We start from the raw sequence: 13,171 nt of genomic DNA, 5'->3' as shown, positions 1-13,171 counted from the left end.
AATGGTATAATGAGAGAATGACAGAAAGGATGTATTTATGGAACATAAAGAGAAACATTTTAGCCTATCTTGGTTTTTCAAGTGGTTTTTAGATAACAAAGCTATCACTGTATTTTTAGTAACCTTGTTACTGGGGCTAAACATTTTCATTCTAAGTAAGATTAGTTTTATCTTTTTACCCGTTTTGGATTTTTTAGGGGTTGTCATGTTGCCAGTTATTTTATCTGGTTTACTTTATTATCTCCTCAATCCGATTGTTGACTGGATGGAGAAACACAAGATCAATCGCGTTCTTGCTATCAGTATAGTTTTTGTCATTATTGGACTTTTTATCATTTGGGGTCTGGCAGTCGCTATTCCAAATCTGCAACGCCAAGTCTTAAATTTTGCAAAGAATGTACCGACATATCTTAAGGATGCTGATATGGTTATCAATGACCTTGTAACCAAACGCTTGCCAGATGATTTTAGACCTCAGTTGGAGCAGGTTCTTGCAAATGTTTCTACAGAAGCAACGATATGGGCCAGCAAAATTTCTTCTCAAGCCGTCAACTGGGTCAGCGCCTTTATCAGTAGTGTTTCTCAGGTGATTGTAGCGGTCATTATCGTACCCTTTATGCTCTTCTATCTCTTGCGCGATGGAAAAGGCTTGCGAGATTATTTGACTAAGTTTATTCCAACGAAGTTAAAAGAACCTGCGGGTGAAGTCCTATCGGATGTCAATAAACAGCTGTCAAACTACGTTAGAGGACAGGTTACAGTTGCTATTATCGTGGCAATTATGTTTATTATCTTCTTTAAGATTATTGGTCTCAGATATGCTGTGACTCTGGGTATCACGGCTGGTATCCTTAATCTAGTACCTTATCTAGGTAGTTTTCTAGCGATGTTGCCTGCTTTGGTTTTGGGCTTAATAGCGGGGCCTGTCATGCTTTTGAAAGTGATTATTGTCTTTATTGTTGAACAAACGATTGAAGGTCGCTTCGTTTCTCCACTTATTTTAGGTAGTCAACTGAACATCCATCCGATCAATGTTCTCTTTGTTCTCCTAACTTCAGGATCTATGTTTGGTATTTGGGGAGTCTTACTGGGAATTCCAGTCTATGCCTCTGCCAAGGTCGTTATCTCAGCTATCTTTAACTGGTATAAAAAAGTCAGCGGTCTGTATGAAGAAGAAGGGGAGGAAATCAAGAGTGAACAATAGTCAACGCATGCTCCAGGCTTTGGATGAACAGGATTTAAGCAAAGCGGATCAGTATTTTCACAAAGCCCTTGAAACAGATTCAAGTGAGGTTCTCTATGAACTAGCAAGCTATCTAGAGGGAATTGGCTTTTATCCTCAAGCAAAAGAAATTTACCAACATATCGTTACAGAATTTCCAGAAGTGAATCTGAACTTAGCTAGCATTGCTAGCGAGGATGGCAATGTTGAGGAAGCCTTTGCTTACCTTGAGGAAATCACACCTGAAAGTGACTGGTATGTATCGGCTTTGGCCTTGAAGGCAGACCTCTATCAGTTGGAGGGATTGACAGATGTAGCGCATGAAAAGTTACTGGAAGCCCTAAAATACTCAGATGATCCCTTATTAGTTTTTGGTCTGGCTGAGTTGGATAGTGAGTTAGGAAATTATCAGGAAGCCATTCAGGGCTATGCTCAATTAGACAATCGCTCCATCTACGAGCAAACGGGTGTCTCAACCTATCAGCGAATCGGCTACGCTTATGCCCAGTTAGGTAAGTTTGAAGCTGCTACAGAATTCTTAGAAAAAGCTTTAGAATTAGAATACGATGACCAAACTGCCTTTGAACTGGCTAGTCTTTACTTTGACCAAGAAGAGTATCAAAAATCTGTTCTTTACTTTAAGCAGATTGATACTATTTCACCTGATTTTGAAGGATATGAATATGGCTATAGTCAAGCCTTACACAAGGAACATCAGGTGGAGGAGGCCCTTCGTATCGCTAAACAAGGTTTGGAGAAAAATCCATTTGAAACTCGGCTCTTGCTAGCAGCCTCACAGTTTTCATATGAATTGCATGATGCTAGTGCTGCAGAGCAATTTCTCCTTACTGCCAAAGAAGATGCAGAAGATACAGAAGAGATTCTCCTTCGTCTCGCAACCATTTATATGGAACAAGAGCGGTTTGAGGATATTATCGCTTTCCAAAGTCAAGAACCTGAAAACCTCTTGACCAAGTGGATGATTGCACGCTCTTATCAGGAAATCGAGGATTTAGATAAGGCCTATGAGCTCTATCAAGAACTATCGTCTGACCTCAAGGACAATCCCGAGTTTCTGGAGCAGTATAGCTATCTCTTACGTGAATTGGGATATTTTGAAGAAGCCAAAGTGCAAGCCGAAGCTTATTTAAAACTCGTTCCAGATGATGTTCAAATGCAAGAACTCTTAGAAACACTTTAAAAGTTATCTCTCTAAAAGAGCGTATCCGTCAATTTGGCAGATACGTTTTTTTGAAAGAAATAGAATTTTTTTACAAAAAAACCTTGCTAAATTGTTTATTTATGCTATAATAGGAACAATAATTTTTAGGAGGTGCAGTATGTCTTATTTGTTTGAGATATTACCGAGTTTATTGAGCGGTGCAAGCATGACTTTACAGGTTTTTGCACTGGTCTTGATTTTTTCTATTCCCTTGGGCGTTTTGATTGCCTTTGCCTTGCAAGTCCATTGGAAGCTCCTCCATTATCTGATTAACATTTATATCTGGATCATGCGGGGAACACCCTTGCTCTTGCAATTGATCTTTATCTATTATGTACTCCCAAATATTGGAATTCGTTTGGATCGCCTTCCTGCGGCTATTATTGCCTTTGTTTTGAATTATGCGGCTTACTTTGCTGAAATCTTCCGTGGGGGGATTGATACCATTCCTAAGGGGCAATATGAGGCTGCTAAGGTCTTGAAGTTTAGCCCTTTTGCCACAGTGCGCTATATTATCTTACCACAGGTGACCAAGATTGTTCTTCCTAGTGTATTTAATGAAGTCATGAGTTTGGTCAAGGATACTTCTTTGGTCTATGCTCTAGGGATTTCAGATTTGATTTTGGCTAGTCGGACAGCAGCCAATCGAGATGCCAGTCTGATTCCTATGTTCTTGGCAGGAGCAATTTACTTGATTTTGATTGGTATTGTGACTATCCTTGCCAAAAAAGTTGAGAAGAAGTACAGTTACTATAGATAGGAGGTTGCTATGTTAGAATTACGAAACATCAACAAGGCCTTTGGTGGCAAACAAATCTTAACTAATTTCAGCCTATCAATTCCTGAAAAGCAAATCCTGGCAATCGTAGGTCCATCAGGAGGCGGAAAAACAACCTTATTACGTATGTTAGCCGGACTGGAAACTATCGATTCTGGAGAAATCTACTATAACGGTGAATCTCTAGCTTTAGACGAACTAGAAAAGCGCAACCTACTAGGATTTGTCTTCCAAGATTTTCAACTTTTCCCTCATTTATCAGTTCTGGACAATCTGACCCTATCGCCTGTGAAAACTATGGGAATGAAGCAGGAAGAGGCTGAGAAGAAGGCGCGTGGACTCTTGGAACAGTTAGGACTAGCAGGGCACGCAGATGCTTATCCCTTCTCACTATCAGGTGGGCAAAAGCAGCGAGTGGCTTTGGCGCGTGCCATGATGATTGACCCAGAAATCATTGGTTACGATGAACCAACTTCTGCCTTGGATCCAGAATTACGCTTGGAAGTGGAAAAACTGATTTTGCAAAATAGGGAACTTGGGATGACGCAAATTGTGGTTACCCACGATTTACAATTCGCTGAAAATATTGCAGATGTATTATTAAAAGTAGAGCCTAAATAGGAGGAAAAATGATGAAAAAATTGATGCTTGTATTAGTCAGTCTAATGACTGCTTTGTTCTTAGCAGCTTGTGGGAAAAATTCTAGTGAAACTAGTGGAGATAATTGGTCTAAGTACGAGTCTAACAAGTCTATTACTATTGGGTTTGATAGTACTTTTGTTCCAATGGGATTTGCTCAGAAAGATGGTTCCTATGCGGGATTTGATATTGATTTAGCTACAGCTGTTTTTGAAAAATACGGAATTACGGTAAATTGGCAACCGATTGATTGGGATTTGAAAGAAGCTGAATTGACAAAAGGAACGATTGATCTGATTTGGAATGGCTATTCCGCTACAGATGAACGTCGTGAAAAGGTAGCATTCAGTAACTCATATATGAAGAATGAGCAGGTATTGGTTACTAAGAAATCGTCAGGTATCACGACTGCAAAAGATATGACTGGAAAGACTTTGGGAGCTCAAGCTGGTTCATCTGGTTATGCGGACTTTGAAGGAAAGCCAGCGATTTTGAAGGATATTGTCGCTAATAATGAAGCGAATCAATACCAAACTTTTAATGAAGCCTTGATTGATTTGAAAAACGATCGAATTGACGGCCTATTGATTGATCGTGTCTATGCAAACTATTATTTAGAAGCAGAAGGCATTTTAAACGATTATAATGTTTTTACAGTTGGACTAGAAACAGAAGCTTTTGCAGTTGGAGCACGTAAGGAAGATACAACCCTGGTTAATAAGATAAATGAAGGATTTTCTAGTCTTTACAAGGATGGTAAGTTCCAAGAAATTAGTCAAAAATGGTTTGGAGAAGATGTGGCAACCAAAGAAGTACAAGAAGGAAAGTGAAATAAAATAGTGGACGAGACTGCGTTTTGATTAGCAAAACGTAGTCTTTTTATCAATTGGGGAAGAACATAGTAGCCATTTAATATAGCGGATTAAATCTGGAATAGTATACTGTGACTTCTAAAACATTGCTAGAAATTGATTTGACTTTCCCAATCAATTTGTTCATATTTCATTTCACTATATTCTGGAAAGATTTTCTAAATTTTTTCCCAAAATTGAGTCTCTTTTCTTATCAAAAAATCCTCTGGCAAAACCAGAGGATAAGGGGTTATTTCATTGTAGGGAAGAGTAGAACGTCACGGATAGTAGTTGTATCTGTGAGGAGCATGCAGAGACGGTCAATACCGATTCCCAATCCACCTGTTGGTGGCATACCGTATTCAAGAGCCTCGATGTAATCGTAGTCGATGCCCGTTGCTTCATCGTCCCCAAGTTCTTTAGCTTTTGCTTGGGCTTCAAAACGGCTAAGCTGATCGATTGGGTCGTTCAACTCAGTAAAGGCATTACCGTATTCCTTGGTCATGATGAAGAGCTCAAAACGGTCAGTAAAGCGTTCATCTTCAGGATTTTTCTTAGCGAGTGGAGACACAGCTACTGGATGTCCATAGACAAAGGTTGGTTGAATCAAGGTTTCTTCAACGAACTCTTCAAAGAAGGCATTGATGATGTGACCGACTTCAGTGTAGTGTTTCTCAACTGGAACTTTCTTCTCAGCAGCAATAGCTTTGGCTTCCTCGAAGGTCATGTCTTGCCAGAAATCTACACCCGTAATTTCCTTGATAGCATCCACCATGTGAACGCGTTTAAATGGTTCGTTGATCTTGATTTCAGTTCCTTGATAGTTTACTGGACCATCACCCTTAACTGCCTTAGCAGCGTGTTGGATAATACCTTCCGTCAAGTCCATGATATCTTGGAAGTCAGCATAAGCTTGATAAACTTCGATAGAAGTGAACTCAGGGTTATGAGTGGCGTCCATTCCTTCGTTACGGAAGATACGGCCAATCTCATAAACGCGTTCCATACCACCAACGATCAAGCGTTTCAAGTGAAGCTCAGTCGCGATACGAAGTACCATGTCAATGTTTTGGGCATTGTGGTGAGTGATAAATGGACGAGCAGCAGCACCACCAGCTTCGTTGTGAAGAACAGGTGTTTCCACTTCAAGGAAACCTTTTTGGTCTAGATAACGACGGATTTCAGAGATGATTTTTGAACGAGTGACAAAACGTTCAAAGCTTTCACGGTTAGAAATCAAGTCAAGGTAACGTTTACGGTAAATCGTTTCAACGTCTGTCAAACCATGGAATTTCTCTGGAAGTGGGCGAAGTGCCTTAGACAAGTGTGTAATGTGAGTCGCCTTGATAGAGAGTTCTCCCATATCAGTACGCATCACTTCACCTTCAACACCAAGGAAGTCACCGAGGTCAGCCTTTTTGAAGATTTCGTAGTTTTCTTCACCGACTTCGTCTTTACGAACATAGATCTGGATTTGACCTTCTCGGTCTTGAAGATGGGCAAAGCCGACTTTTCCTTTTCCACGTTTAGTTACTAAGCGTCCAGCGATAGTAGCAGTTTCGTTTAATTCATGTAATTGTTCTTTATCAAGTTCTGCAAATTTGTCTTTTAGTTCTTGAGAGTTAGCAGTACGTTCAAAACGTTTTCCGAAGGGATCGATTCCTTGTTCACGGAGCGCAGCCATTTTTTCACGGCGAACGATCTGCTGGTCATTTAGTTCTTCCATATGTTCTGTAGACATGGGTTCCTCCTAATTTTACTCAAAATTTGATACGATGAGTCATTTTGTTGCGATACTCCCATTTTATCATAAATAGCAGAGAAATTCACGGATATTCTTTGAAAACTAAAAAGAACTTGACCATTGGGATCAAGTTCCATTATTTTCTTTGATAGGAAGTGTCATTCCATCTTTCTAGAATGAAGGTCTCAAAATCCTCGGTCTCCAAAATTGTAAGACTGGCATTGGCCAAGCCTCCATCTTTGCGAAGATGAGCCTCTTTATAGCCTAGAAGAGTACGTAGGCTAGCAGTGAAATTTGCACCATGACCGACGATTAGAATGTTTTCAGCCGGACTTTCTTTCAGAGATTTGATAAATTGAATAGTACGCTGAGTCGTAGAGTAGAGGGATTCAGCTTCAAACATCTTCGTATCAAATTGAGCCAGATTAGAGCGAAAGGCCTTGATTTGTCGTGGATAGATGGCATTGAGCGTTGCGATTTTCAAACCTTCAAGTTTTCCAAGTTGCCATTCGCGCAGGTCAGGAATGCTCTTTAAAGTACAAGGAGCCTGGAGTTGACTTTGGATAATTTCAGCAGACTTAATCGCTCTAGGTAAATCACTTGAATAAATCTTATCAAAAGGTATTTCCTTGAGATACTGGCCAAGTTGCTTTAGGATATCAATAGACTCTGGAAGAAGGGGAGAGTCACCACTAGCACCTTGAAAACGTCCTTCAAGATTCCATAGAGTGCGGCCATGACGAACAAAATAGAGTTTCATTACTTACTTTCCTCCAAGATATCAGCAAAATCCGCTTTTACAAAGCTGGCCAAGTCTTGAGGTCGGATGATGATACTATGCCCGACTTCCCCAGCAGAGACGATGATTTTATCCAAATCCAAAGCTGTCTGATCAATAAAAATGGGATAATTGTGTTTCTGACGAATACCGACAGGGTTATTAGCCCCATGAACATAGCCTGTCGTTTTTTCCAAGTCCTTCTGTGGAATCATGCTCACTTTTTTACTACCAGAAACCTTTGCTAGTTTTTTCTCGGCGAGGTGTTCCGTTATGGGAACAATTCCGATGATCGGTCCTGTCTTGTCACCCAGCAGAGCCAAGGTTTTAAAAATCTGTTTTCGGTCGTATTCAGGAGGAAGTTCTCCTTCAAGCGCATTGATTTGAATACCAGTATGGTCAATACCTGCCTTGGTCAAGATCTGCTCGACCAAGGTTTTTTTAATCTTAACTTTCTTTGCCATTATTTATACTTATCCTCCAGCTGGCTCATCCAGATACCAAGCCAAATGCCAAGCGCAAAGAAGAAGGCAATGAGAACATAACTCACAATAGAAAGCCCAGTGTATTGGATACTTTCAGCATTTCCAGCATTTGGGATCAAAATTAAGAGGGTGCTTGATAGCACAATCCCAATGATGAAGTGATAAACACGGGAGTGGTAGTTGTTCAAGGCGTGATCCATTAATTTTGAAAAGATAATGAGGGTTGCTCCTGCACCAATCCCTATAGGAAGGAAGGTACCAAACAAATCAAAGGTCTTAAAACCAGTGAGCATTGGAGCGTACAGTCCCAAAATCAAAAGTAGATTTGACGGACTTAAACCAGGCACCAAGACACCAAGAGCTAAAAGAACACCTGCCAAGATGAAGTTTGCAAAACTAGCACTGAGTGAACCTACGACAAAATTGAGAGCGTAAAGGCCCAATCCTGAAAGGATAAAGGTAGTCCAGAACCAGACTAGGTCAATCTTATCACGATTAGATTCTCGAGTAGATTCTTTAAGGAGGCTAGGAACTGTACCGATGATAGCTCCCGCAAAGCTCCACAAAACATAGACTTGATAGTTTTCTAGCAAATACTCGATTGGATAGGAAAACAAACCAATGCCTAGCAACATCCCGATAGCTACTGGAATAAAGTATAGGACATTCTCTTTAAAATCTTTAAAGGGGTGAGCCAGAAAGCCAATCATTCGCTCGTAAATACCCAAAATAGCTGCTAAAACACCGCCAGAAATTCCAGGTAGGATAAATCCTAATGCGATGACGATTCCTTTAATAACTCGTGCAATCCATGAAAACATAATAAAATCCTCAATTTCATAAAATTCTTTCTCTATGCTATCAATTATAACACAGACGGGGAGAAAATGAAAAAACAAGTGAAAAAGTTTGTTATTTTCACTTGTCTTATGGCCTTAAAAATAGTTTTCTGAAGGTTTCTTCCTTGTCTTTGTCAGTAGAAATCAGATTGATGTCCAAATGATGTTCAAATCCTGCAATTCTCCCCTTAGAAGTGTACTGGTGGAGATCGTAGTCCAGATCAGTATTTGGTTTCGTTTCAAAATAACCTGAGTCAGTCCCATAGGAAGGGATCCAAATAGCAGTGAACTTATCTGTATTGATACTATGCTCTTGCATGAAGTAAACCCCAACGTAGATACCGATGTTTTTAGCGCCGAGAGTTGCTAGTTTGGAACGAAAGGCTTCAACACCTTCATTCATATCGGACATTGTTTTTTCTTCAACATCTAACCAGTAGTAGCTAGGATTGTAAGGAGAAGCAGCGTTGTAGAAGACTTCAGCAGCCTTCTCCATTTCTTCCTTATTTTTTCCAGCTACATAGGCATAAACCCCCACAGGGACATTCCGTTTTTGAAATTCTGCTATATGATTTTTATAGGCTTTATCGACACCATTGATAAAGGCAGCATCATTTGTTTCAGTGTGCTGAGCCCCATTGTGCACGCGAACGATAACACCAGAAATGTTTTGAGATAAGGTGTCGTAGTTGATCTCCTCAGGTCTTTGCCAACCAGAGACATCGATAATGGGCTTGTCAAGATTATGCAAGGCTTGTGTTTCAACTTGAAGAGAATTTGGTTTAGTTTTGATAGGATGGTCCTCAAAACTTGGTTTGTTGAGGAGTAAAATCGCTATGAAAATTCCAAATAAACTAAAAATAATAGCAGGATGAATTTGTTTTCTCATATTTATTTAGTTTATCGTAAAAATTTAAAAAAATCAAAGGAAACAGTTTAGAAATGTAGACAAGTAGGGGAGATTTTCAGGAAAGCACCTGTTTGTTTGTTCTTTAAAAGTAAAATTATGGTATAATATAAGGGAATTTTTACAGAAAAGAGAATAGTATGTCAAATTATGCCATTATTTTAGCAGCGGGTAAGGGTACTCGCATGAAGTCAGATCTTCCCAAAGTACTTCATAAAGTAGCAGGAATTTCGATGTTGGAACATGTTTTTCGTAGTGTTGGAGCTATTCAACCTGAAAAGACAGTTACCGTAGTGGGACACAAGGCTGAGTTAGTTGAGCAAGTCTTGGCTGGTCAGACAGACTTTGTTACCCAATCAGAACAACTAGGAACAGGGCATGCTGTCATGATGGCAGAGCCCATTCTCCAAAATCGTACCGGCCACACCTTGGTTATCGCTGGGGATACTCCTCTGATTACAGGTGAAAGCTTGAAAAATCTCTTGGATTTCCATATCAATCACAAAAATGTGGCTACCATTTTAACGGCTGAAGCGGCAGATCCTTTTGGGTATGGTCGTATCGTCCGTAACGATAACGCTGAAGTTCTTCGTATTGTTGAGCAGAAAGATGCCACAGACTTTGAAAAGCAAATCAAGGAAATCAATACGGGAACTTATGTATTTGACAATGAACGTCTTTTTGAAGCCCTTAAAAATATCAACACCAACAATGCCCAAGGAGAATACTATATTACTGATGTAATTGGCATTTTCCGTAATGCGGGTGAGAAGGTTGGAGCCTATACTCTGAAAGACTTTGACGAAAGTCTTGGAGTAAATGACCGTGTAGCTCTTGCGACTGCGGAAGCAGTGATGCGCCGCCGTATCAATCAAAAACATATGGTCAATGGTGTCAGCTTTGTTAATCCAGATGCAACTTACATCGACATTGATGTCGAGATTGCTCCTGAAGTCCAAATTGAATCCAACGTTACCTTGAAAGGTCAAACGAAGATTGGGGCGGAGACTATTTTAACAAATGGGACTTATATCGTGGATAGCACCATTGGAGCTGGAGCTGTGATTACGAATTCTATGATTGAGGAAAGTAGTGTTGCGGACGGTGTGACAGTCGGCCCCTATGCACACATTCGTCCAGGTTCAAGTCTTGGTACTCAAGTTCACATTGGAAACTTTGTTGAAGTTAAAGGCTCTTCAATCGGTGAAAATACCAAGGCGGGTCATTTGACCTATATCGGAAACTGTGAAGTGGGTAGCCATGTTAACTTTGGTGCAGGTACGATTACAGTCAACTACGACGGGAAAAACAAATACAAGACTGTTATCGGTAACAATGTCTTTGTTGGCTCAAACTCAACCATTATTGCTCCAGTTGAATTAGGTGACAATTCTCTCGTTGGAGCTGGTTCAACCATTACCAAGAATGTTCCAGCTGATGCCATTGCGATTGGTCGTGGACGACAAGTTAACAAAGACGAGTACGCAACACGCTTACCTCATCATCCTAAGAACCAGTAGGAGTCGATCATGGAATTTGAAGAAAAAACGATTAGTCGGAAGGAAATCTATCAAGGTCCTATTTTCAAACTAGTACAAGACCAGGTGGAACTACCAGAAGGAAAGGGTACTGCCCAACGTGACTTGATTTTTCACAATGGGGCTGTTTGTGTTCTAGCCGTGACAACTGAGGATAAAATTGTCCTCGTTAAGCAATACCGAAAGGCTATTGAGGCTGTCTCTTATGAGATTCCCGCAGGAAAACTGGAAACTGGTGAAAATGCAGATCCAATGGCAGCTGCCCTTCGTGAATTGGAAGAAGAGGTTGCCTACACTGCTAAGTTAGAGCTTTTATATGATTTCTATTCTGCGATTGGATTTTGTAATGAAAAACTAAAACTCTACCTCGCTAGTGATTTGGTCAAGGTGGAAAATCCTCGCCCACAAGATGATGATGAAACCTTGGAAGTTTTAGAAGTCAGTCTAGAGGAAGCCAAGGATCTGATCCAGTCAGGTCATATCTGTGATGCCAAGACCATTATGGCGATTCAGTACTGGGAACTACAAAAGAAATAGAGGAGCAACCCATGGGAAAACCTTTATTAACAGACGAAATGATTGAACGTGCCAACCGAGGTGAGAAAATCTCAGGACCACCTCTTCAAGATGATGAGGAAACCAAGATCCTACCAACATCTTCACAACATTTTGGTTATTCACGTTCTAGAGACCACGGTTTTAGTCAAGATACACTTACAATCGAAGTAGAGCCAACGATTCATAAGAGTCGCCGCATTGAGAATACCAAGAGAAATGTTTTTAATTCGAAACTCAATCGTATCTTGTTTGCAGTCATCCTACTTTTGATTTTGTTAATTTTAGCGATGAAACTCTTGTAATTGAAAGGACTTGAAATGAAAATTGGAATCATTGCTGCCATGCCAGAAGAACTCGTATATTTGACTCAGAATTTGGATAAACCTCAAGAAGTCCAAGTCCTCGGAAATACTTACTATACTGGTACTGTTGGCAATACTCAAGTTGTCCTAGTTCAGAGTGGGATTGGGAAGGTCATGTCAGCTATGAGTGTAGCTGTTCTAGCTGACTATTTTCAGGTAGAAGCTATCATCAATACAGGATCAGCAGGTGCTCTTGCTGAAGGGATTGCTGTTGGTGATGTCGTGATTGCAGATAGACTAGCTTACCATGATGTGGATGTGACTGCTTTTGGTTATGCCTATGGCCAAATGGCTGGTCAACCTCTTTACTTTGAATCAGATAAGAAATTTATCGATAGGATTAAAGAAAACTTATCTCAGTTAGAACAGACCTGGCACCTAGGCTTGATTGCTACCGGAGATAGCTTTATAGCTGGAGATGATAAGATTGCTAGTATCAAATCCCACTTCCCTGATGTTTTAGCAGTTGAAATGGAAGGGGCTGCTATTGCACAAGCGGCTCAGGCTCTTGACCTACCTTTTCTAGTCATTCGTGCCATGAGTGACAATGCCAATCACGAAGCCTCTATCTCTTTTGATGAGTTTATTATCGAAGCTGGGCGTCGTTCGGCCCAAGTCTTACTAGCCTTTTTAAAGGCCTTGAATTAAGCGGAAATTTGACAGTTTATCTAGCTTATGATAAGATTTAAATAAAGAAAAGCTAGAAAACGTTTCAGAGGATATTATGAGTATTGAAATGACCGTCAGCGAGATTGCAGAGGTCTTAGGACTATCTCGTCAGGCAATCAACAATCGTGTCAAAGAACTTCCAGAAGAGGACACGAAAAAAAATGACAAAGGTGTAACAGTAGTTACTCGAAGTGGCTTAATCAAGCTAGAAGAAATCTATAAAAAAACAATTTTTGAAGATGAACCAGTCAGTGATGATGTTAAACAACGCGAACTGATGGAAATCTTGGTCGATGAGAAAAATGCTGAAATTCTTCGTTTGTACGAGCAACTCAAGGCCAAGGATCAGCAACTGGCAGAAAAAGATGAGCAGATGCGCATCAAAGACCGCCAGATTGCAGAAAAGGACAAACAATTGGACCAACAGCAACAGTTGACTCTTCAAGCTATGAAGGATCAAGAAAGCTTGAAACTCGAGTTGGACCAAGCAAAAGAAGAAGTCCAAGCAACCAAAAAAGGCTTTTTTGCTCGCCTGTTTGGAGGAAAATAAAGAAGCTGTCTGGGTTATTCACTAACCTA

15 protein-coding genes are annotated in these 13,171 nt (G+C 40.3%); 10 read left to right on the top strand and 5 right to left on the bottom strand.

Going from position 1 to position 13,171, the window contains the following annotated elements:
* The first annotated feature begins 37 nt into the window (after positions 1 to 37).
* From HT680_RS04165 to HT680_RS04145, 5 genes are all read left to right on the top strand, one after another.
* A complete protein-coding gene (locus HT680_RS04165; protein ID WP_173258445.1) occupies positions 38 to 1,204 on the top strand; it encodes an AI-2E family transporter in 1,167 nt (388 codons plus the stop codon).
* Positions 1,194 to 2,423, top strand: coding sequence for a tetratricopeptide repeat protein (locus tag HT680_RS04160; RefSeq protein ID WP_173258443.1), 1,230 nt, complete (start codon positions 1,194 to 1,196; stop codon positions 2,421 to 2,423). Before HT680_RS04165 ends, HT680_RS04160 begins: the two co-directional genes overlap by 11 nt.
* 139 nt (positions 2,424 to 2,562) lie before the next feature.
* Entirely contained in the window at positions 2,563 to 3,204 is a 642-nt protein-coding gene (locus tag HT680_RS04155) for an amino acid ABC transporter permease (protein WP_038805144.1), read from the top strand.
* A 9-nt stretch (positions 3,205 to 3,213) separates the two neighbouring features.
* Positions 3,214 to 3,843, top strand: coding sequence for an amino acid ABC transporter ATP-binding protein (locus tag HT680_RS04150; RefSeq protein ID WP_000891749.1), 630 nt, complete (start codon positions 3,214 to 3,216; stop codon positions 3,841 to 3,843).
* An 11-nt stretch (positions 3,844 to 3,854) separates the two neighbouring features.
* Positions 3,855 to 4,691: an amino acid ABC transporter substrate-binding protein gene (locus HT680_RS04145; RefSeq protein WP_173258648.1), complete on the top strand. Its 837-nt coding sequence runs from the start codon at positions 3,855 to 3,857 to the stop codon at positions 4,689 to 4,691.
* Between the two features lie 271 nt (positions 4,692 to 4,962).
* On the opposite strand, the gene lysS is transcribed toward HT680_RS04145, so the two are convergent.
* The 5 genes from lysS to HT680_RS04120 form a co-directional block, all read right to left on the bottom strand.
* On the bottom strand, positions 4,963 to 6,453 hold the full coding sequence (gene lysS / locus HT680_RS04140; protein WP_000102438.1) for a lysine--tRNA ligase: 1,491 nt from the start codon (positions 6,451 to 6,453) through the stop codon (positions 4,963 to 4,965).
* A gap of 139 nt (positions 6,454 to 6,592) precedes the next feature.
* Positions 6,593 to 7,216: a histidine phosphatase family protein gene (locus HT680_RS04135; RefSeq protein ID WP_173258441.1), complete on the bottom strand. Its 624-nt coding sequence runs from the start codon at positions 7,214 to 7,216 to the stop codon at positions 6,593 to 6,595.
* Positions 7,216 to 7,698, bottom strand: a complete 483-nt coding sequence (locus HT680_RS04130; RefSeq protein WP_125426082.1) for an aminoacyl-tRNA deacylase — start codon at positions 7,696 to 7,698, stop codon at positions 7,216 to 7,218. Before HT680_RS04130 ends, HT680_RS04135 begins: the two co-directional genes overlap by 1 nt.
* On the bottom strand, positions 7,698 to 8,540 hold the full coding sequence (locus HT680_RS04125; RefSeq protein WP_173258439.1) for a DUF368 domain-containing protein: 843 nt from the start codon (positions 8,538 to 8,540) through the stop codon (positions 7,698 to 7,700). Before HT680_RS04125 ends, HT680_RS04130 begins: the two co-directional genes overlap by 1 nt.
* Before the next feature lie 106 nt (positions 8,541 to 8,646).
* Complete coding sequence (locus tag HT680_RS04120; RefSeq protein ID WP_173258437.1) at positions 8,647 to 9,447, bottom strand: glycoside hydrolase family 25 protein; 801 nt, start codon at positions 9,445 to 9,447, stop codon at positions 8,647 to 8,649.
* Positions 9,448 to 9,605: 158 nt separating this feature from the next.
* Here HT680_RS04120 and glmU point away from each other — a divergent pair, with 158 nt between their 5' ends.
* The 5 genes from glmU (at position 9,606) to rocS (ending at position 13,142) form a co-directional block, all read left to right on the top strand.
* Complete coding sequence (gene glmU, locus HT680_RS04115; protein WP_173258435.1) at positions 9,606 to 10,985, top strand: bifunctional UDP-N-acetylglucosamine diphosphorylase/glucosamine-1-phosphate N-acetyltransferase GlmU; 1,380 nt, start codon at positions 9,606 to 9,608, stop codon at positions 10,983 to 10,985.
* Between the two features lie 9 nt (positions 10,986 to 10,994).
* Positions 10,995 to 11,540, top strand: a complete 546-nt coding sequence (locus HT680_RS04110; protein WP_173258433.1) for an NUDIX hydrolase — start codon at positions 10,995 to 10,997, stop codon at positions 11,538 to 11,540.
* Positions 11,541 to 11,551: 11 nt separating this feature from the next.
* Positions 11,552 to 11,863, top strand: coding sequence for a cell wall synthase accessory phosphoprotein MacP (gene macP, locus HT680_RS04105; protein WP_000517872.1), 312 nt, complete (start codon positions 11,552 to 11,554; stop codon positions 11,861 to 11,863).
* A gap of 15 nt (positions 11,864 to 11,878) precedes the next feature.
* Positions 11,879 to 12,571 carry a 5'-methylthioadenosine/adenosylhomocysteine nucleosidase gene (locus HT680_RS04100; RefSeq protein ID WP_173258431.1) on the top strand — a complete coding sequence of 231 codons (693 nt, stop codon included), beginning with the start codon at positions 11,879 to 11,881 and terminating at the stop codon, positions 12,569 to 12,571.
* Between the two features lie 76 nt (positions 12,572 to 12,647).
* Positions 12,648 to 13,142, top strand: a complete 495-nt coding sequence (gene rocS / locus HT680_RS04095; protein WP_000021247.1) for a chromosome segregation protein RocS — start codon at positions 12,648 to 12,650, stop codon at positions 13,140 to 13,142.
* Positions 13,143 to 13,171: the final 29 nt, after the last annotated feature.

Source organism: Streptococcus sp. 5905 (assembly GCF_013276505.1).
Classification (GTDB): Bacteria; Bacillota; Bacilli; order Lactobacillales; family Streptococcaceae; genus Streptococcus.
The sequence above is the reverse complement of the archived record's forward strand: the minus strand, read 5'-3'. Positions and strand labels throughout refer to the sequence as shown.

Bases quoted from the DNA above. Each gene is read 5' to 3' on its own strand.
- macP (WP_000517872.1), top strand. From the start codon at position 11,552: ATGGGAAAACCTTTATTAACAGACGAAATGATTGAACGTGCCAACCGA.
- HT680_RS04120 (WP_173258437.1), bottom strand. From the start codon at position 9,447: ATGAGAAAACAAATTCATCCTGCTATTATTTTTAGTTTATTTGGAATT.
- HT680_RS04100 (WP_173258431.1), top strand. From the start codon at position 11,879: ATGAAAATTGGAATCATTGCTGCCATGCCAGAAGAACTCGTATATTTG.
- rocS (WP_000021247.1), top strand. From the start codon at position 12,648: ATGAGTATTGAAATGACCGTCAGCGAGATTGCAGAGGTCTTAGGACTA.
- HT680_RS04130 (WP_125426082.1), bottom strand. From the start codon at position 7,698: ATGGCAAAGAAAGTTAAGATTAAAAAAACCTTGGTCGAGCAGATCTTG.
- HT680_RS04150 (WP_000891749.1), top strand. From the start codon at position 3,214: ATGTTAGAATTACGAAACATCAACAAGGCCTTTGGTGGCAAACAAATC.
- HT680_RS04155 (WP_038805144.1), top strand. From the start codon at position 2,563: ATGTCTTATTTGTTTGAGATATTACCGAGTTTATTGAGCGGTGCAAGC.
- HT680_RS04165 (WP_173258445.1), top strand. From the start codon at position 38: ATGGAACATAAAGAGAAACATTTTAGCCTATCTTGGTTTTTCAAGTGG.
- HT680_RS04135 (WP_173258441.1), bottom strand. From the start codon at position 7,216: ATGAAACTCTATTTTGTTCGTCATGGCCGCACTCTATGGAATCTTGAA.
- lysS (WP_000102438.1), bottom strand. From the start codon at position 6,453: ATGTCTACAGAACATATGGAAGAACTAAATGACCAGCAGATCGTTCGC.
- HT680_RS04110 (WP_173258433.1), top strand. From the start codon at position 10,995: ATGGAATTTGAAGAAAAAACGATTAGTCGGAAGGAAATCTATCAAGGT.
- glmU (WP_173258435.1), top strand. From the start codon at position 9,606: ATGTCAAATTATGCCATTATTTTAGCAGCGGGTAAGGGTACTCGCATG.
- HT680_RS04145 (WP_173258648.1), top strand. From the start codon at position 3,855: ATGAAAAAATTGATGCTTGTATTAGTCAGTCTAATGACTGCTTTGTTC.
- HT680_RS04125 (WP_173258439.1), bottom strand. From the start codon at position 8,540: ATGTTTTCATGGATTGCACGAGTTATTAAAGGAATCGTCATCGCATTA.